The sequence below is a fragment of the Mucilaginibacter sp. genome, from assembly GCF_028288225.1.
GTDB lineage: Bacteria > Bacteroidota > Bacteroidia > Sphingobacteriales > Sphingobacteriaceae > Mucilaginibacter.
The window spans coordinates 167,088-188,690 of the sequence record NZ_JAQBOC010000003.1; the positions used below are offsets into that span (position 1 = coordinate 167,088).

The 21,603-nt window shown below is 40.7% G+C and carries 17 protein-coding genes; all 17 read left to right on the forward strand.

All coding sequences use genetic code 11. The annotated features are described in order from the left end of the window. Positions 1 to 138 precede the first annotated feature (138 nt). The 17 genes from JWQ54_RS00895 (at position 139) to JWQ54_RS00975 (ending at position 21,377) form a co-directional block, all read left to right on the forward strand. Complete coding sequence (locus JWQ54_RS00895; RefSeq protein ID WP_299578889.1) at positions 139 to 1,224, forward strand: fatty acid desaturase; 1,086 nt, start codon at positions 139 to 141, stop codon at positions 1,222 to 1,224. 199 nt (positions 1,225 to 1,423) lie between these two features. After that, positions 1,424 to 2,959 (forward strand): hypothetical protein, encoded by a 1,536-nt coding sequence (locus tag JWQ54_RS00900; RefSeq protein ID WP_299578891.1) that lies wholly within the window; start codon positions 1,424 to 1,426, stop codon positions 2,957 to 2,959. A 13-nt stretch (positions 2,960 to 2,972) separates the two neighbouring features. Beyond that, positions 2,973 to 3,893, forward strand: coding sequence for a TIM barrel protein (locus JWQ54_RS00905; RefSeq protein ID WP_299578893.1), 921 nt, complete (start codon positions 2,973 to 2,975; stop codon positions 3,891 to 3,893). Positions 3,894 to 4,070: 177 nt separating this feature from the next. Then, a complete protein-coding gene (locus JWQ54_RS00910) occupies positions 4,071 to 4,670 on the forward strand; it encodes a gluconate 2-dehydrogenase subunit 3 family protein (protein ID WP_299578895.1) in 600 nt (199 codons plus the stop codon). 2 nt (positions 4,671 to 4,672) lie between these two features. Beyond that, the gene (locus JWQ54_RS00915) at positions 4,673 to 6,385 is read left to right on the forward strand and encodes a GMC family oxidoreductase (protein WP_299578897.1); all 1,713 of its coding nucleotides are present in this window, start codon (positions 4,673 to 4,675) and stop codon (positions 6,383 to 6,385) included. A 181-nt stretch (positions 6,386 to 6,566) separates the two neighbouring features. Further along, a complete protein-coding gene (locus JWQ54_RS00920) occupies positions 6,567 to 8,246 on the forward strand; it encodes a GMC family oxidoreductase (RefSeq protein ID WP_299578899.1) in 1,680 nt (559 codons plus the stop codon). A 33-nt stretch (positions 8,247 to 8,279) separates the two neighbouring features. Next, positions 8,280 to 9,707, forward strand: a complete 1,428-nt coding sequence (locus JWQ54_RS00925; protein ID WP_299578901.1) for a Gfo/Idh/MocA family oxidoreductase — start codon at positions 8,280 to 8,282, stop codon at positions 9,705 to 9,707. Positions 9,708 to 9,825: 118 nt separating this feature from the next. Next, the gene (locus JWQ54_RS00930) at positions 9,826 to 10,443 is read left to right on the forward strand and encodes a gluconate 2-dehydrogenase subunit 3 family protein (RefSeq protein ID WP_299578903.1); all 618 of its coding nucleotides are present in this window, start codon (positions 9,826 to 9,828) and stop codon (positions 10,441 to 10,443) included. 151 nt (positions 10,444 to 10,594) lie between these two features. Then, complete coding sequence (locus tag JWQ54_RS00935) at positions 10,595 to 11,764, forward strand: Gfo/Idh/MocA family oxidoreductase (protein WP_299578905.1); 1,170 nt, start codon at positions 10,595 to 10,597, stop codon at positions 11,762 to 11,764. 190 nt (positions 11,765 to 11,954) lie between these two features. Then, entirely contained in the window at positions 11,955 to 13,007 is a 1,053-nt protein-coding gene (locus tag JWQ54_RS00940; protein ID WP_299578907.1) for a sugar phosphate isomerase/epimerase, read from the forward strand. Positions 13,008 to 13,065: 58 nt separating this feature from the next. After that, on the forward strand, positions 13,066 to 14,277 hold the full coding sequence (locus tag JWQ54_RS00945) for a sugar MFS transporter (RefSeq protein WP_299578909.1): 1,212 nt from the start codon (positions 13,066 to 13,068) through the stop codon (positions 14,275 to 14,277). A gap of 65 nt (positions 14,278 to 14,342) precedes the next feature. Continuing rightward, entirely contained in the window at positions 14,343 to 14,783 is a 441-nt protein-coding gene (locus tag JWQ54_RS00950) for a c-type cytochrome (RefSeq protein WP_299578911.1), read from the forward strand. A 32-nt stretch (positions 14,784 to 14,815) separates the two neighbouring features. Further along, positions 14,816 to 16,075, forward strand: a complete 1,260-nt coding sequence (locus JWQ54_RS00955; RefSeq protein ID WP_299578913.1) for a nucleoside permease — start codon at positions 14,816 to 14,818, stop codon at positions 16,073 to 16,075. 14 nt (positions 16,076 to 16,089) lie between these two features. Further along, a complete protein-coding gene (locus JWQ54_RS00960; protein ID WP_299578915.1) occupies positions 16,090 to 16,980 on the forward strand; it encodes a hydroxypyruvate isomerase family protein in 891 nt (296 codons plus the stop codon). Positions 16,981 to 17,033: 53 nt separating this feature from the next. Beyond that, positions 17,034 to 17,909, forward strand: coding sequence for a sugar phosphate isomerase/epimerase (locus JWQ54_RS00965; RefSeq protein WP_299578917.1), 876 nt, complete (start codon positions 17,034 to 17,036; stop codon positions 17,907 to 17,909). Between the two features lie 152 nt (positions 17,910 to 18,061). After that, on the forward strand, positions 18,062 to 18,826 hold the full coding sequence (locus tag JWQ54_RS00970; RefSeq protein WP_299578919.1) for a DUF1080 domain-containing protein: 765 nt from the start codon (positions 18,062 to 18,064) through the stop codon (positions 18,824 to 18,826). Between the two features lie 94 nt (positions 18,827 to 18,920). Continuing rightward, entirely contained in the window at positions 18,921 to 21,377 is a 2,457-nt protein-coding gene (locus tag JWQ54_RS00975; RefSeq protein ID WP_299578921.1) for a glutaminase family protein, read from the forward strand. The last annotated feature ends 226 nt before the right edge of the window (positions 21,378 to 21,603 follow it).

Genomic DNA, 21,603 nt, shown 5'->3' on the forward strand with positions numbered 1-21,603 from the left:
TGACAATCACAGAATGACTAAATGTTAATTATTCATTGTGATTGTGTTTTAATTACTTTGGTTAATGAAATAATAACTACTTTACGGTGTTCTTACTATATATATAATTATAAATTAAATTCTTTCCCTAATTAACTAATGGCTTTTTTAAACACAGTGCTAGAACCACCGGCGTACGGGTGGAAAGATGAATTTGGCGACCTTGTAAAACCTACCCAGGGTCAAATAGTAAAAGAATTTTTTTCGAGGCTGAACGTGTTTAAATGCAAAAAAAATTGGCTGTCTTTCCTAAGTTGGATGCTGATAGTGTTTTTGACGCCCTTTTTAGGCTTGTTCATATTTAAATATTTTTCAATAACCGGACTAATAGTTGCCTTTGTTTACAGTATGATAATCATGGGCACACATGGTACAATATGGCATCACAGGTATTGCACTCACGGAGCTTATAAATTCAGCAATAAATTCTGGCGGTTTTTTACTCAAAACCTTACCCTGAAAATAATTCCCGAAGAGATTTATGCGGTTTCACATCACGTACACCATGCACTGTCTGATCAACCGGGTGATCCATATAATGCCCAGGGCGGCTTTCTCTACTGTTTCCTGGCCGATGTAAATCATCAGCCAATAAACCGTAATATGAATGAAAAGGATTATGCAAAGTGTGTTAATTTAATGCAGCACACAGGTGTTACCACCAACACCTATACACAGTATAAAAAATGGGGCACGTTGGTAAGCCCTTTACGGACCATTATTGGTATAATATTAAACTGGGGTTTTTGGTTTACCGCTTTCTATTTAATAGGCGGCCCGGCTTTGGCCTGTGCTGTTTTTGGAGCTGCAGGCTTTTGGGCCGTTGGGGTGCGTACATTTAATTACGAAGGGCATGGCAAGGGCGAGGACAAACGCAGGGATGGTGTAGATTATAATCGTAATGATATGTCGATAAACCAGATTTGGCCGGGCTTTGTTGCCGGCGAATGGCATAACAATCACCATTTATATCCTAAAAGTGCCCGTTCAGGTTTTAAACCCTACCAGGTTGATCTTGCATTTTATTATATTAAACTTTTAAGCCTTATTGGGGCTGTTAGTTCTTATCGCGATTCAAAAAAAGAGTTTTATGCTGATCATTGCAAAGTGATTGTTGATAAAGTGATTGTTGATAATGAAAAAGATTTTGTAACGTCTGAAGAGAGTGTGCTGGTGACAGAATAGTGCAACTCATAATTTAAAGATTTACGTAAAACAACAAAAGCCCCAAAATGAGGGGCTTTTGTTGTTTTATAGCATAGTGTGTAACAATATTATTTGATTTTATAGGAAAAATGGATTAATGTTAAAAAGTATTATACCATTTACAAATGGATTTTTAACTTAGTAAACCAATTACTAATCGTTAAACACTAAATTTAAAATGAAACAAAAAATATTTTATTTTTTTCTTTCCCTTGCAGTCTCGGCTTTTTTTCATCAGCAGGCACATGCTCAAAGTACAGGTTTAGGTATTTTTGATGATCAAAGTGATGTTGGGATTGTGAAACACAAAGGCAGCGGCACCTATGATCCTAAGCTGCAGGTATACGGTTTATCAGGCTCCGGCACCAATATATGGGCTAAAGCTGATGGCTTTCATTTTGTGTGGAAACGTATAAAAGGCGATTTTATATTACGTACCAATGCAGCTTTTATTGGTAAAGGTGTTGAAGACCACCGTAAGATCGGGTTGATGGTGCGCACCTCGTTAGACTCAAATTCAAAACATGTAAACGCAGTTGTGCATGGCGATGGGTTAACTTCATTACAATTCCGTAAAACAGTTGGCGGCGAAACCGAGGAGAAAAAATCAACTATTACTCATGCCGACGTTATCCAACTTGAAAGGCATGGCAGTAAATATATTATGTCAGTAGCACGAAAGGGTGATCTTTTTATTGAGGAAGAGGTAAGTGATATTGATTTGGGGGACGATGTATATGTTGGCATATTTATTTGCTCGCACAATGCAAATGTTACTGAAAAGGCAACATTTAATAATACAAGGATAGTTGTGCCTGCACCAGCCAGTCTTGTAGCCTACAAGCAATACCTGGGAAGCGATATAGAGATCCTTGATCTTGAAACACAAAACAGTCGGATTGTTTACCAGTCGCCAAAATCATTACAGGCGCCAAATTGGATGCTTGATGGGAAGAATTTACTTTACAATAGCGAGGGTTTGCTTTATACATTCGATCTGAAAACAAATACACCAACTGTATTTAATACCGGAACAGCAAAAAATAACAATAACGATCACGTATTATCATTTGATGGAAAATGGCTGGCCATCAGCAGCGCCGACAAAACGGGTAACTCTATTGGTTGGGTTGTTTCAACGAAAGGTGGGGAGCCGCGCAGGGTGAATGAAATCGGTCCATCATACATGCATGGCTGGTCGCCAGATGGAAAGTATATTGTTTTTTGCGGATCAAGAAATAAGGAATATGACGTTTACCGCATTCCTTCTGCCGGTGGTGCCGAAGAACGATTAACAAATTCTCCCGGTTTGGACGATGGCCCGGAATACTCACCGGATGGGAAGTATATTTACTTTAACTCTGTGCGCAGCGGCTTAATGCAGGTATGGCGCATGAAGGCCGACGGGAGCGAGCAGACCCAATTAACAAACGATGATTATAACAACTGGTTCCCTCATGTTTCGCCTGATGGAAAATGGATAGAATATATTACCTTCCTTAAAAGCGAGGTAGCCCCTGGCGATCATCCCTTTTACAAACATGTTTACCTTAGGGTAATGCCAGTAGGCGGAGGCCCGTCTAAAGTTATTGCCTACCTTTATGGAGGGCAGGGAACCATCAATACCCCATCATGGTCTCCTGATAGTAAGCACTTAGCATTTGTAAGTAATACCAATTTATTATTTCCTGTATTTCCAACCGCAACTAATTAAAAACCTAAAAAAAATGAATTCATCACGCAGAGATTTTATAAAAAACAGCGCACTGGTTGTTGCCGGTGCAGCATTGTTACCCGATGCTTTATTAGCTGAACCCAAAAAACTGGTAAGGGTAGGGGTGCAGCTTTATAGTGTAAGGGATGCAATGGGGAAAGACCCGATGGGTACGCTAAAAAAACTTAGCGAAGGCGAGATCAGGCACGTTGAGCACGCCAATTATATAAACCGTAAGTTTTATGGATACACAGCCAAAGAGTTTAAAAAAATATTAAACGATCTTAATATGCAGATGCCGAGCGGCCATACCGTAATGACGGCGCAAGACTGGGACAATGACAAAAAAGGTTTTACAGATAAATGGAAGTATACCATTGATGATGCTGCTGAGGTCGGCCAAAGATATGTAATAAGCCCCTGGCTGGATGAAAGCCTGCGTACAGATCTGGATGGATTGAAACGTTTTATGGAACAGTTTAACAAATGCGGTGAACTGTGTAAGACCCAGGGAATGAGTTTTGGCTATCATAATCACGATTTTGAATTTAGTACAAAGGTTGGGGACGGCAACTTATTTGAATTTATCCTTAAAAATACTGACCCCACGCTGGTGCTGCAGCAATTGGATATTGGCAATATGTATGGCGTGCCGGGAGGCGACGCACTTGAAATTATTAATAAATATCCCGGCAGGTTTGAATTGATGCATGTAAAAGATGAAATTAAAAGCACAGATAAGGGCGAAATGGGGCATGGTTATGAAAGTACCATCCTTGGGCAGGGAGTAATGCCTGTTAAAGATATTGTAAAAGCAGCCAGGAAAAAGGGCGGAACTTCCCAATTTATTATAGAACAGGAATCATACCAGGGCAAAGATCCGATTGATTGTGTAAAAATTGACTTACAAATCATGAAAAAGTGGGGATATTAATAGTATTATTTTAACTTACAGCTTCTTTTTAAACTTTTAGTTAAAAAGGTGGTAGGAAAAGTACCGTTATAAATACGCAGTGTAATAGACCCTATAATTTTGATCAATGTTATTTGCATTTTAGATTAATAAATGTTAATTATACATGATTTATCTGCTCAACCAATTTAAGCATAAATGAACAGGCGTACCGTAATAAAAAATCTGGCTTTGATAATTGGTGGTGCAGTATTGTTGCCATCATGCGTGCATCAGGACGGAACGTCATACGTTCAGCTAAAGCATGTAAATATTGATGCGGAGCAGCAAAAGCTTATTGCCGATATTGCTGAAACTATCATCCCAAAAACAAATACACCGGGTGCAAAAGATCTGAACCTGCCTGCATTTGTTTTAAAAATGATTGATGATTGTTACGACAAAAAAGGGCAGGAAGCGTTCGTTGCCGGTATGAAAGCATTTACCAGTATGGTTAAAGCTAAATACGGCAAAGATTTTAGCGACCTTGATGCTAAACAACGTGAAGCTATACTTACCGATATAGAGAAAAATGCCAATGCGGGTAATGCACCCAAAGGACGTGGCCGTAAGCCCAAAGCATCAAAACCTGCAGGCCCGGATCCTATAATGGGTTTTTACTGGGGTGTAAAAGGGCAAACCGTATTCGGCTATACAACATCTCAATACTTCATGACCAAGCAAATTGTTTACGAACTGGTACCCGGAAGATACACTGTTCACTACCCGGTTAAAAAACTTAATCTTAAGTCTGCATAACTATGGCCAATTTAAATGTTGATAGCGTTAAAGAACGCACCTTTGATGCCATAGTGATCGGATCGGGCATTAGCGGGGGCTGGGCAGCAAAAGAACTAACCGGCAACGGCTTAAAAACTTTAGTGCTTGAGCGCGGCAGGGATGTAAAACATATAAAAGATTATCCTACAACTAATAAATACCCGTGGGAATTTGAGCATCACGGCCAGTTACCCTCTGTAGTAATGGAAGCTAATCCTATAGTTGGCCGCTGTTATGCTTTTGGTGAAGATTCGGCTCATTTTTTTGTAAAGGATAAGGAGCATCCCTATGTACAGCAAAAGCCGTTCGACTGGATCCGCGGATACCAGGTGGGCGGTAAATCATTATTATGGGCTAGGCAAACCCAGCGCTGGAGCGATTTTGATTTTGAAGGCCCCGCCAGGGATGGTTTTGCGGTTGATTGGCCAATAAGATATAAAGATATAGCGCCATGGTATAGCTATGTTGAGAAATTTGCGGGCATAGCAGGAAATAAAGATGGAATTCCCGAATTACCGGATGGTGAATTTTTACCGGGCTTCCCGTTAAATGATGTGGAGCAATATTTTAGCGACCATGTTAAAGCAAATTATAAAAACAGGCATGTAATAAGCGCCCGTTGCGCACATCTGTCAAAACCTAATCAGATTCATATTGACCAGGGGCGCACCCAATGCCAAAACCGCGACCTTTGCCAGCGTGGCTGTCCGTTCGGTGGTTATTTCAGCAGTAATGCTTCAACTATCCCCTGGGCACAAAAGTCGGGTAATATGACTTTACGCCCGTTTTCGGTAGTGCAATCTATCATTTATGATGAAAAAAAGGGTAAGGCTACAGGCGTACGGATTGTTGATACAAATACAAAAGAAACTATCGAATACTATGCACGCGTAATTTTTGTAAACGCTGCAGCTTTAAATACAAACCTCCTGTTGCTAAACTCCACTTCAAGCCGTTTTCCTAATGGTTTTGGTAATGATAGCGGCATTTTGGGCAAGTATGTTGCGTTCCATAATTATTCTGCCAATATTGGTGCCGAATATGATGGACTGAAAGAATGGACAGTTGACGGCCGCTCGCCAACCAGTGGTTATATTCCCCGTTTCAGGAACGTTTATAAACAGGAAACTGACTTTCTGCGTGGCTATGCCTGCACATTTGGCGGCTACAGGTACCAGCAGCATAAATATGAAGGTGTTGGCGCAAGCCTGAAAGAGGGCCTGGTAAAAGGTGACCTTAGCCCCTGGCATGTTGGCGCACAATTTATGGGCGAAACTATACCGAAGGATACCAACCATGTAAGTCTTGATGCAAAATTGAAAGACGACTGGGGTGTGCCGTTGTTAAATGTTTCGGTTGATTATGATGATAATGACGAGAAGATGAAGAAGGATTTTATAGAGCAGCTTACGGAGATGCTTACATCAGCCGGTTTTAAAAATATCCGCCCGTCAACAGACCACCGCGCACCAGGATTAGATATCCACGAAATGGGAGGCGCCCGCATGGGAAATGACCCTAAAACGTCAGTCCTGAATAAATGGAACCAGGTGCATGCCTGTAAAAATGTTTTTGTTACCGATGGCGCCTGCATGACATCAACATCATGCCAAAACCCATCACTAACTTACATGGCTATAACAGCCCGTGCAGCCGATTATGCGGTAAGTGCAATGAAAAAGGGTGAAATATAAGACAATTGGTAGTTTACGGGTAAAAAACATTTATACAAATTTACCTAAAATCGCCTTTATTACGCTGTAAACCCATTATTGTGTTAAAAAAACACAATGGAATATTTGTTCAATAATTTTTTGTTCATACATTTAACAATTAACCAATTTATAAAATTTATTAACCTTTATTTATTAATATATGTCTGCAAATACTTATGACGCCATTGTCATTGGTTCAGGGATCTCGGGCGGATGGGCTGCTAAAGAGCTAACCGAAAAGGGTTTAAAAACCATCATGCTGGAGCGTGGCCGGAACATTGAGCACATTAAAGATTACGTGAACGCTAATAAAGATCCCTGGGAGTTTCCTCACAGGGGCGGCCGTACGCAACAAATGGTTAAGGACTATCCCGTTCTTAAGCGTGATTACCCATTAAATGAAACTAATCTCGACTATTGGGCAAGCGATAAAGACAGCCCTTATACTGAGGTTAAGCGTTTTGATTGGTTCAGGGGATACCATGTTGGCGGGCGATCATTAATGTGGGGCCGGCAATCATACCGCTGGGCCGATCTCGATTTTGAAGCCAATGCCAAAGACGGTATAGGTGTCGACTGGCCTATCCGTTATAAAGATCTTGCTCCATGGTATAGCTATGTTGAGCAATTTGCAGGCATCTCAGGTAATAAAGATCACCTTGCTATCCTTCCTGATGGCGATTTTATGCCGCCAATGGAAATGAATGTTGTGGAGAAGGATGTTTCTAAACGCTTAATGGAACATTATAAAAATCAGCGTGCAATGGTTATAGGCCGTACGGCAAATATCACCCAGCCATTGCAAGCACGTACAAATTGTCAATATCGCAATAAATGCTGGTTAGGATGTCCGTTTGGTGCATATTTCAGTACCCAATCATCTACTTTGCCTGCTGCTATGGCCACTAAAAACTTAACCGTTCGTCCATGGTCAATTGTAACCAAGATCCTTTATGATAAGGACACCAAAAAGGCAAAAGGGGTTGAGGTGCTTGATGCGGAAACAAATCAAACTTACGAATACTTTGCAAAGGTTATTTTCCTTAATGCATCTACTTTAAATAGTGCGTGGGTCCTGATGAATTCAGCAACTGATATCTGGCCAGATGGTTTAGGAAGCAGCAGCGGCGAGTTAGGTCATAACGTAATGGATCATCACCTGGGTGTGGGCGCATCAGGTACTGTTGAAGGTTATGAGGATAAATATTACTTTGGCCGCAGGGCTAACGGCATCTATATTCCGCGTTACAGGAACCTGAATGGCGAAAAACGCGATTACATTCGCGGCTTTGGCTATCAGGGTAGTGCAGGTCGTGAAAACTGGAGCAGGGATATTGCCGAAATGAATATTGGCGGTGCATTTAAGGATGCATTAACCGAACCAGGTGCCTGGAGCATGGGTATAGGTGGTTTTGGTGAAACATTGCCATATCACGAAAACAAGATCACACTTGATAAAACTAAAAAAGACAAATGGGGATTAAATATCCTGTCATTTGATGTTGAGGTTAAAGATAACGAAAAGAAGATGCGCGTTGATATGGCTAACGATGCTAAAGAAATGCTTGAAGCCGCTGGTGTGAAAAATGTTCATACGTTTACCAGCAATGGTGTTTTGGGCAGAGGGATCCATGAAATGGGAACTGCCCGGATGGGTCGTGATCCTAAAACTTCGGTATTGAATGAATGGAACCAGGTATGGGATGCTAAGAATGTGTTTGTTACTGATGGTGCTGCAATGGCTTCATCAGCCTGTCAAAATCCGTCGCTTACTTACATGGCAATGACCGCCCGCGCTGCTAACTATGCAGTTGAAGAATTGAAAAAGAACAACATCTAAAACCTATAAAAAAAAACAATAAAACTAAAAACAATGGCTGAAGAAAAACAAACGGAACAAAAAACAAACCCCACCAGGAGAGAGTTTCTGAAAACCGGTACCATAGCTGCTGCAAGCTTTATGATAGTGCCCCGCTTTGTATTAGGCGGAAAAGGCTATACAGCGCCAAGTGATAAATTGCTTATTGCCGGCATAGGCGCTGGTGGTAAGGGCCAGAGCGATATTGCCAATTTTTATAAAAGCGGTAAAGCCGAGATAGCTTTTTTGTGCGATGTGGACGACAGAAGATCAGCTAAATCACGGGCAGATTTTCCAAAGGCAAAATACTATAAAGATTGGCGCGAATTGCTTGAAAAGGATTCCAAGCATTTTGATGCGGTTTCTGTTTCAACTCCCGATCATAACCACGCCATTATAGCTTACCATGCAATGTCGTTAGGCAAGCACGTTTATGTACAAAAACCTTTAACCCACGATATTTGGGAAGCCCGTATGTTAACGGATGCCGCGAAAAAATATAAGGTAGTTACCCAAATGGGTAACCAGGGTGCATCAAATGATGGTACCCGCCAGATGTCTGAGTGGTATGATGCCGGCCTGATAGGTGATGTGCATACCGTTTACTGCTGGACAAACCGACCTGTTTGGCCGCAGGGTATTGCATGGCCGCCGCCACAGCCCAATATCCCGAAAGAATTGGATTGGGATCTTTGGCTGGGAACAGCGCCTAAAAAAGATTACGTTGATAAATTAGTACCATTCAACTGGCGCGGCTGGTGGGATTATGGCACCGGAGCCCTTGGCGATATGGGCTGCCACCTTGTTGAAGCCCCTTTCAGGGTATTAGGAATCCAATATGCCAAGGATGTACAGGCAAGCGTAGGCAGCGTTTATGTTGATGAGTTTAAAGAAGGGCATTTCCCTGAAAGCTGCCCTCCATCGAGCCATATTACGTTAACGTTCCCTAAAACCGATAAAACACAAGGTGATGTTACCCTGCACTGGATGGACGGCGGCATTCAGCCTGAAAGGCCTGACGAATTATTGCCAAGTGAAAACTTTGGCGGAGAGCAGGGAAATGGTACGCTGTTTATAGGTACAAAAGGAAAAATGTATGCCAGTACGTACTCTGATGCAGCTACACTACTGCCAACCGCACTTACCAAAGATGCAAAGGCCCCTCAAAAATGGGCAAGGGTACCGGGTGGTGCTAATGGACACTATGGCCAGTGGGTTGAAGGTTGTATCGCAGGCTATGGTAAAACCGAGCTAAGCTCATCGTTTGATAAGGCTGGCCCGCTTACCGAAGCACTGTTAATGGCTAACCTTGCTGTACGCGGTCATGAGCTTCAGGGCGGAAGGATAAAACTGGTTTGGGATAACAATGCCATGAAGGTTACAAATTTTGATGCTGTTAACCAATATGTTAAACGCCAGTACCGCGAAGGCTGGAGTATTTAATTATGAATGGGTGAATTAGTGAATTAGTGAATTAGTGATGGAATAAAAATTTCTAATTCGCCAATTCACCCATTAAAACAACTCACTAATTCACTAATTCAATAAATCACTAATTAAAATGAATAGAAGAGACGCCATAGGAAGAGTTGCCCTGTTGATGGGGGGTGCTGTAATAGGTGCCGAATTCTTTATTTCGGGATGTAAATCAGGTGCCGGAAAAGTTGAGGACCTGTTTGTTGCGGATAATGTTGCTTTTTTAAATGAAGTGGCAGATACTATTCTTCCAACAACAAGCTCACCAGGTGCAAAAGCTGCCAATGTTGGCCATTTTATGGCTGTAATGGTACAGGATTGCTATACCCCTGATGATCAAAAAGTATTTTTGGAAGGTATTTCAAAACTAAACGACGCAAGCCAGAAGAAATTCAGCAATAAGTTTATGGCCCTTAATCCGCAGCAACGCACTGACCTGCTTGTTGACCTGGATAAGGAACAGAAAGAATATACTAAAAAGAATGCTGAAGCTGAAGCGGAGAAAAATAAACACAGAAACGATCCTGATTATAAAGGCCCTGTATTAGAAAATCATTATTTCAGGATGATGAAGGAACTAACTTTATTGGGTTACTTTACATCAGAAATTGGTGCAACCAAAGCCTTGCGCTACATTGCTGTTCCGGGACATTACGACGGAAACGTACCATACAAAAAAGGCGATAAAGCCTGGGCGACCTAGGATGATTTGATGATGTGTTGATTTGAAGATTTGGAAATGTTAAAGGTGATTTAAAAGATCTCTTTTTCTTTTTGGAAAATTTTCAAATCATCTTATCTTCAAATTTTCAAATCACTAAATCACTAATTCAACAAATCACTAACTAAACAACATGGCTCATAGAAAACTCCGCATGGGGATGATTGGCGGGGGTAAAGACGCATTTATAGGTGCTATTCACAGGATTGCCGCAAATATGGACGGCTTAATTGAACTGGTATGCGGTGCTTTAAGCGTACATAAAGAAGTGGCTATTGAAAGTGGCCATATCCTGTTTTTACCCGAAGACAGGATCTATACCAGTTACGAAGAAATGATCAGTGCAGAAAGTAAAATGCCTGCTGATAAACGCATGGATTTTGTAACTATTGTTACACCCAATTTTGCACATTTTGCCCCGGCTATGTTAGCGCTTGATAACGGCTTTAATGTAGTTATAGAAAAACCTATAACATTTACGCTGGATGAGGCTAAACAGTTGAGAGAAAAACTGGAAGAAACCGGCCTGATGTTATTGCTTACCCATACCTATTCGGGCTACCCAATGGTTAAAGAAGCAAAACAGATTGTTAAAGGGGGCTCTTTAGGTAAAGTCAGAAAAATTTATGTTGAATATATCCAGGGCTGGCTGAGCAAACTTTCTGAAAGGGAAGGCAATGCACAGGCCGCCTGGCGTACAGACCCTTCAAAATCAGGTAAAAGCGGTTGCATGGGCGATATTGGAACGCACGCTGCACACCTGGCCGAATACATTTCAGGATTAAAAATAATCCAGATGAACGCTTCATTAAATGTAGTTGTTGAAGGCAGGATGCTGGATGATGATGGGGCTATTTTACTGCGTTTTGAAGATAATGCTACCGGCGTGCTAACTGCATCGCAAATTGCAGCCGGGGAAGAAAACGCACTGAAAATTCGTGTTTATGGTGAAAATGGCAGCCTTGAATGGGCCCAGCAAGAGCCAAACACCCTTACTTTAAGATGGACTGACAAGCCTGCGCAAACTTTAAGGGCAGGTGGTAATTATGGCGACAGGGAATCAATCTACGCTGTACATAACACACGTACACCGGGTGGTCACCCAGAAGGATACCTGGAAGCATTCGGTAACCTGTACCGCAATTTTGCATTATCATTACAAGCGAAATTAAATAATGAAGAACCCAAGCCGGAATGGCTTGATTTTCCCGGCATTGAAGATGGTATAAGAGGCATGGCATTTATTGAAAATGTTGTTGCGTCAAACCAAAGCAATGAAAAGTGGACAGATTATGTGATTTAATGTGCGGATTTCGGATGTGCGGATGAGAGGATGATGTGCAGATGTGCGGATGATTTGAAGATGTGCCGATGATTTGAAGATGTGCCGATTTGAAAATGGAGATACTTATTAAATACTATCACCATTCACCAATGAATTAATGACATCCCACCAATGACCCAATGACAATTCTACCAATGACTAACAAAAGATGACTACAATAAAAGGACCGGCAATATTTTTAGCACAATTTATAGGCGATACTGCGCCGTTTAACAGCCTTGAGGGTATTTGTAAATGGGCTGCAGGCCTTGGATATAAAGGCATCCAGATGCCAACGCTTGATCCCCGCTTTATCGACTTGCAAAAAGCTGCAGAAAGCAAAACTTATGCAGAAGATCTGAAGGACGAGATCAAATCATACGGACTGGAAATTACCGAGCTTTCAACCCACCTGCAAGGGCAGCTGGTAGCGGTAAACCCTGTTTATGATGATCTTTTTGATGGCTTTGCCCCTGAGGCATATCGTAAGAATCCTAAATCGCGCCAGGATTGGGCCGTACAGCAATTAAAATATGCAGCAAAGGCATCACAAAATTTGGGACTAAATGCATCAGTTACATTTAGCGGTGCCTTGCTTTGGCCTATGGTTTATCCCTGGCCGCAAAGACCTGCCGGCATAGTTGAAACAGCTTTTACAGAGCTGGCCAAACGTTGGGAACCTATATTAAATGTTTACGAGGATTGCGGCATTGATCTGTGCTATGAAATCCATCCAGGCGAAGACCTGCATGATGGTATTACCTATGAAATGTTTTTGGATAAGGTAAATAACCATGCGCGTGCCTGCTTGCTGTATGATCCATCTCATTTTGTACTGCAATGCCTTAATTACCTGGAATATATTGATAATTACCACGAACGGATAAAAATGTTCCATGTTAAGGATGCGGAATTTAACCCAACAGGCAAACAAGGTGTTTACGGCGGCTACCAAAATTGGATTGACCGCGCGGGCCGTTTCCGTTCGTTAGGTGACGGGCAGGTTGATTTTAAAGGTATTTTTAGTAAACTTACACAATATGATTTTAAAGGCTGGGCAGTGCTGGAATGGGAGTGCGCCCTTAAACATCCTGAAGATGGGGCCCGTGAAGGAGCGGAATTTATTAAGAACCATATTATACGTGTTACAGAAAAAGCTTTTGATGATTTTGCAGCGTCAGGATCTGACGATGCATTTAACAGGAAAACACTTGGTATTTAATTGATATATTACACCCTGTAAACCAATTATTAAACTATTATAACCTTAAATTATTAAAATGCAATCCATTAACCGTACTCAACTGTTCAGGGCAAGCTGCTTGTCGCTGTTAGTTACCTCATTATCATTCGGTATTCGTGCCGGAATCCTTAACAAACTTGGTGTTGATTTTCAACTTGATAAAGCACAGCTGGCATCTATAACCGCTACAGCTTTTTATGGTTTTCCAATTGCCGTAGTGATTGGCGGATTTATAGTAGATCTGATAGGCATGAAAAGGTTGCTGGTAATGGCATTTATTTTTCACCTTGCCGGTATCCTGCTCACTATATTCGCACAGGGATTCTGGACACTTTATATTTCAACCTTATTAATAGGGTTAGCAAACGGTACTGTGGAAGCGGCTTGTAACCCGTTGGTAACAACACTTTATCCTGATAGTAAAACAACAAAGCTCAGCCATTTCCATTTATGGTTTCCTGGCGGAATATTTATAGGCACTTTAATAGTTATCTTCCTAAATAAATTAGGATTAGGCTGGCAAATTCAGGTAGGGTTAATGCTTATACCAACATTAATCTATGGTTACCTGTTTTCACGCCTTGATTTTCCTGTTACTGAGCGTGTTGCTTCAGGGGTATCAACTGCTGGCATGTATAAGGCGCTCTGGAACCCATTATTCATATTTATGTTTATCTGCATGTTTGGAACAGCCATTACAGAATTATTTACTGGGCAATGGATAGATGTATTATTGAAAAAGGTAAACGATAATGCTTTGCTGCTATTAACCTTAGAAACCGGGGTAATGGTTGTTGGGCGGGGATTCGCCAAACCTGTACTTAAACGTTTTTCACCACAGGTGGTATTGCTGATATCTACAATACTTGGTGCTTTGGGCTTATTCTTATTTACAACTTTAACCGGGAATGCTGTATTTTTTGCTGCCATTATATTCGGAATGGGAGTATGTTTCTTTTGGCCAACCATGTTAGGTTTTGTTAACGAAAATATACCTAAAACAGGCGCACTGGGTTTAAATCTTATGGGTGGAGCTGGAATGTTTGCTGTGTCACTATACACAATAGTTATGGGTAAATATTACGACAACATTGTTAAAGCGGCAAACGGTGATAATACCACTGCCGGTATAAAGGTATTGCAAACAACGTTAGTGATCCCATTAGTGTTGATTGTAGCCTTTGCTGGCCTGGTAATTTATATGCGATCAAGAAATAAAACAGCACCGTTAAAAACAGCAGTAGTTTAGAAACAATAAAATAGTATAATTGTAATTTAATAAACCCCATTTTCTAACAAACAAATACGTCCACGATGAAAAAAGTTTTTGCAATGCTGATTATATGTGCAGCTATAACCGCCTGCGGCGGAGGTTCAAAATCAGGTAGCGGCGCTGATAGCGCAACAACAACTACCGCTGATCAAACCGCCAAGACCAAGGAACCGAATGTAGATACCAATGCTAATAATACCGGTGCCAGTAAGGATGCAGGCGCGGCAGCTCCGGCAATAAAGCTTATTGCTGCATCTGATTGCGGTACATGCCATAAAGAGGATGTGAAAGTGGTAGGACCCGCTTTTAAAGACATCGCAGCCAAGTATCCGCCTACGGATAAAAATATCAATACTTTAGCAGATAAAGTTATCAAAGGTGGTAAGGGTAACTGGGGCGATATCCCGATGACTGCGCATGCCTCGCTTTCTGTTAATGATGCTAAAACAATAGTTAAATATATTTTGTCGCTCCATAAATAAATATTTAAAACGCACCAGCTAAACTATAGACCATGACCTCCACTATCAGAGTCAAGCTTTCTACAATGATGTTCCTTGAGTTTTTTATCTGGGGAGCATGGTTTGTAACTTTAGGTACTTATCTACTCACTTATCTTAAAACATCGGGGGTAGAGGTTGGAACCGCGTTTACCACGCAATCCATAGGCGCAATAGTTGCACCATTTATAATTGGGCTAATTGCCGATCGTTATTTTTCGGCGCAAAAAATATTAGGTGTTCTGCACTTGGCAGGTGGCGCGTTACTTTGGTGGGCGTCAACTTCAAAAGATTTTGGAGCATTTTATCCGGTGATCTTAATTTACATGATACTATATATGCCAACGTTGGCATTGGTGAATTCTATATCATTCAGACAAATGCAAAACCCAAGTAAAGAATTTGCACCTATTCGGGTACTGGGCACCATTGGATGGATTGTAGCAGGCGCATTTGTAAGTTGGCTTAATTGGGATAAGCAGGGCAATGCGGCAGCACTAGTCAATACTTTTAAGATGGCCGGAATTGCTTCTATATTATTGGGTTTATTTAGTTTTACTCTTCCTAAAACTCCACCAGTTAAACAAGGGCAAAAATCTTCAATAGGCGATATATTAGGCTTGGATGCGATCCGTTTACTAAAAAATCCCTCATATCTGGTATTCTTTTTGGCCTCAATTGCTATTTGTATACCACTAGCGTTTTATTATGGTTTTGCAAACCCGTTTTTTGGCGAAATTGGTATGAAGGCTACAACGGTAACACAATCATTGGGACAAGTTTCTGAAACATTGTTTATGATATTGATACCTTTCTTTTTTGTAAGGCTAGGTGTGAAAAAAATGCTGGCGATAGGTATGATAGCCTGGGCTTTACGATATATATTTTTTGCCTATGGAGATGCCGGCAACAATTATTGGATGCTTATAGCAGGTATTTTATTACATGGGGTTTGCTATGATTTTTTCTTTGTAACCGGACAGATATATACAGATAACCTGGCTGGCGAACAATTTAAAAGCGCCGCACAAGGATTTATCACATTAGCCACTTATGGCGTAGGTATGCTCATAGGTTCAATTATTGCTGGAAAAATTGCAGATAAATACAAGATTTCTGAAACATCTCATAACTGGCAATCAATTTGGCTTATACCTGCAGGAATAGCTGTTGTGGTTTTAATATTATTTATTATATTCTTCACAGATAAAAACCATATGGAAACAAAGCCCGGTTTGGATATAGAAGAGCCTTCACCACAAGTACAAATATAAACTGAACCAATTATATGGCATTTAAACAAAACAGGAGATCGGCAATAAAGAACATTGTTGCCGGAACCGCAGCTATCACGGCAACGGGTATGCTATCATCATTTAAAAAAGAGGAAATGCAGGAACAGGTATCTGACAAACTTAAAGGAAATATAAACCATTCAGTTTCGCCATGGTGCTATAGCGGTTATACTCTCGATCAGCTTTGTGTTATATCAAAAGAAATAGGCATAACCGGCGTTGATCTTTGCGGACCAAAAGACTGGCCTACACTCCAAAAGCATGGCATGTATTCGCCAATGTGCAATGGCGCCGAAATTAACTTAACCGATGGGTTTGGCGATACACAATTTCACGAAAGATTAATAAAACAATATACTGATATGATCCCGCTGGTAGCCAAAAATGGTTACACCAACTTAATATGTTTCAGCGGCAGCCGCAGGGGAAAGGATGATGAAACCGGCTGGAAAAATTGCGAAGAAGGCCTAAAGAAATTGCTCCCGCTTGCAGAAAAGCATAAGGTTGTATTATGTATGGAATTGCTAAACAGCAAGATCGATCATAGAGACTATCAATGCAACAAGTCGTCGTGGGGCGCTGAGCTGGCTAAAAGATTAGGATCTGAAAATTTTAAACTACTTTATGATATCTACCACATGCAGATTGATGAGGGAGATATTATCAGGAACATAACCGATCATCATCAATACATTGCTCATTATCATACCGGGGGGATACCGGGCCGTCATGAGATTGACGATACACAAGAGCTTTATTACCCTGCTGTAATGAAAGCAATTGTCGCCACCGGCTTTAAAGGATATGTAGGGCAGGAGTTTGTTCCTAAACAGGCTGATAAGATAGGATCATTAAAAAAAGCGATCCTGATTTGCGATGTATAATTGGATATTAAACTAATTACAAAAAAAACACTCTATACTAAATAAAACTACCAATGACTACGAGGAGAGAATTTTTAACACAGGCAGGGCTTATTTCAGCCGGCTTAATGATAGCGCCGGGGTTATTATCGGCAAAAGGAACAAATGTAGTGGGTTTGCAGCTTTATAGCTTACGGGACCAACTGCCAAAGGATGTAAAAGGCGTTATTGCTAAAGTAGCAGCTGCCGGTTACAAAGAAGTGGAAACATTTGGCTATTCAAAGCAAAATGGTTTTTGGGGACTTGATGCCAAAGCTTTCAGCGGCTTGCTAAAAGCAAACGGGCTTACAACCCCAAGCGGGCATTTTGGGATGGATGAGTACTTTGTTCATGGTAAAACTACCGACCTGGAAAGCTATATTGAAGCTGCAAACGCTACAGGCATGAAATACGTAGTTGTGCCATCAATTAATGGCGAGGTATTAAAAAGCGCCGATCAGTTTAAACAGGTAGCTGAGAAGTTAAATAAAGCGGCAGAAATATGTAAAAAGTCAGGTTTGCAATTGGGCTATCACAACCACAACTTTGAGTGGAAACCAATTGACGGCACTACATTTTACGATACCATTTTAAAAGAAACCGATCCAAAGCTGGTTCATATGGAAATGGATATTTTTTGGGTAGTCCGTGCAGGACAGGATCCTGTTAAATTATTTCAGCAGCACCCGGGCAGGTTTGCGCTATGTCATATAAAAGACAGGGATAAAAAACAGACTGACCTTAACACCGAAATAGGTAAAGGCAGCATCGACTTTAAAACAATTTTGAGCCATGCTAAACTGGCGGGCTTAAAACATTTTATTGTTGAGCAGGAAAACTATATAAATATCGACCCTTTTGTAAGCATCGCAGAAAGCGCAGCTTATGTGAAGAACACGTTACACGTGTAAGTAGTTAATTGGGTTGATTAAGTTGGATTGAGTTGATTAAGTTAGGAATGAAAGGTATATACTTATCGTTCGCTTAATCTCCATAGTTAAACTTAATCAACCTAATCAACTCAATCCAACTTAATCAACTTCTACTTTAATTAACTAAACAAATGAAATATTCACTTCTATTTACTGCAGTATTAACCGGAAGCTTTTTTATGGCAAATGCACAGCAGGCAAAACCAGAAGATACGGAAACATGGGAGCCAATTCCCAAAGTTGTAACACCTGGTACTTCTTTTAAAGATGCACCATCTGATGCTATAATATTGTTTGATGGCAAAGGCCTTGATAAATGGGTACAGGCTGACGATCAATCTGACGCTAAGTGGGATGTTAAAGGCGATGTGCTTACCGTAAACAAAAAATACGGCAATATCGAAACCAAACAAAAATTTACCAATTATCAACTACACCTTGAATGGAAGGTGCCTGCAAATATCGAAGGATCCGGCCAGGCAAGGGGTAATAGTGGTGTTTTTTTAGCGTCACTGGGTAAGGGCGATGCCGGGTATGAGCTACAGGTTTTGGACTCATATAATAATAAAACCTACGTTAACGGAATGGCCGGAAGTATCTACAAACAGGCTATTCCTTTAGCCAACCCCGGCAGAAAACCCGGCGAATGGCAAACTTATGATATAATATGGACCGCCCCAACATTTAACGAAGACGGCTCTGTAAAAACAACTGCAAAAGTAACTGTGTTTTTTAACGGTGTACTGGTTGAAAATAACTTCGAATTAAAAGGCCCGACATTATATATAGGAAAGCCTGAATACCAGAAACATGGCCCGGCACCTATTAAGTTGCAGGCACATGGCGATAAAAGCGAACCCCTTAGCTACCGCAATATCTGGGTTAGAGAATTGTAATAATGAATACATAGTTAACGGTTCACAGTTTATATTTGTGAGCTGTTGGCTATGTTTTTTTTATTATATCCTGCATAAACATTATCTGCATATCATGAATAAAAAAATTTCCATAGCATTATTGCTGTTGGCTCTTGCCTGTAATTTAGTTGATGCCCAGGTTAAAAAAGCCCCGGCTTATCCTCTAATTACGCATAATACTTATTTCAGCATCTGGTCAATGACTGACAGCTTAAACGCTCATCCAACAAGACATTGGACAGGTAAAGATCAGTCATTAATTGGTATGATAAAGGTTGATAATACGATATACCGTTTTTTAGGAAAAGATGTGCCTGCCTACAATACAGTTTTATCGGCGTCGGATGAAGTGGCTTACCAATGCCAGTACACTGAAGTTGAACCCGCAAAGGACTGGCAGGATGTGAAATTTGATGATAGTAAATGGAAAACAGGTTCGGCCCCGTTCTCTGATGATAAAACACAGGCCAAAACCTTGTGGACAAGCAAAAATATTTGGGTAAGACGGACTTTTACACTTAACGACCTGAACATTGACAGGCTGTTTTTAAAGCTTTATCACGATGATAATGTGGACGTATATTTGAATGGCGAAAAGATCTATAATACAGTTGGATGGACAAGTGATTTTAAAATGATCCCGCTAAAGGATAAGTTTAAAGATCTGCTGGTTAAAGGAAAAAATGTACTGGCTATCCATTGCGCAAATACTGCTGGTGGGGCATGGCTTGATGCCGGCCTGGTTAACGAGCCCAAAGCAAAATCTACAGGTATCTTGCTCGCCAAACAAAAAGATGTTACAGTAAATGCTACTCAAACCATTTATGATTTTGAATGCGTGGGTGTTGATCTTAAGGTTACATTTACTTCGCCATTGTTAATGAATGACCTTAATATTTTCTCCAGGCCTGTTTCATACATAAGCTATAAAGTAAAATCAAACGACGGTAAAAACCATAAAGTAAAAGTGTTTTTCGGCGCATCAACATCAGTTGCGGTTAATACGCCAACGCAGGCTGTAACTACACAAAAATACCTTACACAAAGCTTATCTATATTAAAAGCAGGCACAGTTGCACAACCCGTTTTGCAGAAAAAAGGCGATGACTTGCGAATTGACTGGGGCTATATGTATGTGGCTGTACCAAATTCAGTAGGTGCGGTTCAGTATATAACGCCGCAAAGTGAAGCGGTAAATTCATTTATAGGTCAGGAAACAAACAGCACGATAATCAAAGGACACCAGTTAGCTTTAAATACCGTGTTTGATTTTGGAAGCATTGGAGCTGCTGCTAAAGAAAAATTTGTTGAGTTGGGTTATGATGATCTGTATTCGGTTCAATACTTCAAACAAAACTTGAAGCCATGGTGGAAAACAACGGGTGCTACCATTGAAAAGGAGCTGACCACTGCTGCTACAGATTATGCATCGGTAATGCAGAAATGTGATGCCTTTAATAAAAGCATGTACAATGCTGCCGTTAAAGCTGGAGGTAAAAACTATGCTGATCTGTGTGTATTGGGCTATCGCCAAAGTATTGCAGCACACCAGCTGTTAAAAAGCTCGCAAGGAACTGTTCTGTTTTTATCGAAAGAGAATTTTAGTAATGGATCAATTAACACGGTTGATGTTACTTATCCATCGGCGCCATTATACCTCATCTACAACCCTGCCTTGTTGGAGGGTATGCTGAACGGAATCTTTTTTTATTGTGAAGGTAAAGATTGGGGCCATGATTTTGCAGCGCATGATCTGGGTACTTACCCGCTGGCAAACGGACAAACCTATGGCGAGAATATGCCGGTAGAAGAATCCGGCAATATGATAATTCTTACAGCTGCTATTGCCAAAGCCGAAGGAAATGCCGCATATGCACAAAAGCATTGGAAAACATTAAGCACCTGGGCTAATTATTTAAGCGAAAATGGTTTTGACCCCGGTAACCAACTATGCACCGATGATTTTGCCGGGCATTTAGCGCGTAATGCAAACTTATCAGTTAAGGCCATTGTTGCCTTAGGTGCCTATGCCGATCTGGCAGATAAATTAGGCCAGAAGGCTGTGGCGCAAAAATACAAGGCTATTGCAATTGACATGGCCAATAGGTGGCAAAAACTTGCCGATGCAGGTGACCATTATTCGTTAGTATTTGAAAAGAAAGATACCTGGAGCCAAAAATATAATTTGATTTGGGATAAGGTACTAGGCTTGCATTTATTCCCGGCACAGGTTTATAAAAAAGAGATCGATTATTATTTAACCAAACAGAATGAATTCGGTTTACCATTGGATAGCCGTAAAACCTATACAAAATCCGACTGGATCCTGTGGACCGCATCATTAGCAGATAATCAAAAAGATTTTAAAGCGTTAACCGATCCTGTTTTTAAATATGCAACTGAAACCCTTTCCCGTGTTCCGCTTAGCGATTGGCATGAAACAAAAGATGGGAAAATGGTTGGTTTTCAGGCGCGCAGTGTTGTAGGTGGATATTTTATGAAGCTATTGGAAACCAACTGGGTAAAATAATTGCGTAGTTTCTTTTTGCGATAGTCCTTATTGCACATTAACAGGGATGATAAATTTATTGATTTATCATCCCTGTTTTTTATATTTTCTTTTTTAAACATATAGCTGCTAAACTGCGTATAAGTAGATTATTATAACCAATAGTATAACTGTACCTGCCCCGTTTTTTTTTTTTTATATTTTTATATTGTAATTTGTTAAGGATTGAATACCAGTAACCTATGCC

What these genes read in the sequence shown, in the direction of transcription:
- JWQ54_RS00895 (WP_299578889.1), top strand. Translation starts at nt 139, where the DNA reads ATGGCTTTTTTAAACACAGTGCTAGAACCACCGGCGTACGGGTGGAAA.
- JWQ54_RS00900 (WP_299578891.1), top strand. Translation starts at nt 1,424, where the DNA reads ATGAAACAAAAAATATTTTATTTTTTTCTTTCCCTTGCAGTCTCGGCT.
- JWQ54_RS00905 (WP_299578893.1), top strand. Translation starts at nt 2,973, where the DNA reads ATGAATTCATCACGCAGAGATTTTATAAAAAACAGCGCACTGGTTGTT.
- JWQ54_RS00910 (WP_299578895.1), top strand. Translation starts at nt 4,071, where the DNA reads ATGAACAGGCGTACCGTAATAAAAAATCTGGCTTTGATAATTGGTGGT.
- JWQ54_RS00915 (WP_299578897.1), top strand. Translation starts at nt 4,673, where the DNA reads ATGGCCAATTTAAATGTTGATAGCGTTAAAGAACGCACCTTTGATGCC.
- JWQ54_RS00920 (WP_299578899.1), top strand. Translation starts at nt 6,567, where the DNA reads ATGTCTGCAAATACTTATGACGCCATTGTCATTGGTTCAGGGATCTCG.
- JWQ54_RS00925 (WP_299578901.1), top strand. Translation starts at nt 8,280, where the DNA reads ATGGCTGAAGAAAAACAAACGGAACAAAAAACAAACCCCACCAGGAGA.
- JWQ54_RS00930 (WP_299578903.1), top strand. Translation starts at nt 9,826, where the DNA reads ATGAATAGAAGAGACGCCATAGGAAGAGTTGCCCTGTTGATGGGGGGT.
- JWQ54_RS00935 (WP_299578905.1), top strand. Translation starts at nt 10,595, where the DNA reads ATGGCTCATAGAAAACTCCGCATGGGGATGATTGGCGGGGGTAAAGAC.
- JWQ54_RS00940 (WP_299578907.1), top strand. Translation starts at nt 11,955, where the DNA reads ATGACTACAATAAAAGGACCGGCAATATTTTTAGCACAATTTATAGGC.
- JWQ54_RS00945 (WP_299578909.1), top strand. Translation starts at nt 13,066, where the DNA reads ATGCAATCCATTAACCGTACTCAACTGTTCAGGGCAAGCTGCTTGTCG.
- JWQ54_RS00950 (WP_299578911.1), top strand. Translation starts at nt 14,343, where the DNA reads ATGAAAAAAGTTTTTGCAATGCTGATTATATGTGCAGCTATAACCGCC.
- JWQ54_RS00955 (WP_299578913.1), top strand. Translation starts at nt 14,816, where the DNA reads ATGACCTCCACTATCAGAGTCAAGCTTTCTACAATGATGTTCCTTGAG.
- JWQ54_RS00960 (WP_299578915.1), top strand. Translation starts at nt 16,090, where the DNA reads ATGGCATTTAAACAAAACAGGAGATCGGCAATAAAGAACATTGTTGCC.
- JWQ54_RS00965 (WP_299578917.1), top strand. Translation starts at nt 17,034, where the DNA reads ATGACTACGAGGAGAGAATTTTTAACACAGGCAGGGCTTATTTCAGCC.
- JWQ54_RS00970 (WP_299578919.1), top strand. Translation starts at nt 18,062, where the DNA reads ATGAAATATTCACTTCTATTTACTGCAGTATTAACCGGAAGCTTTTTT.
- JWQ54_RS00975 (WP_299578921.1), top strand. Translation starts at nt 18,921, where the DNA reads ATGAATAAAAAAATTTCCATAGCATTATTGCTGTTGGCTCTTGCCTGT.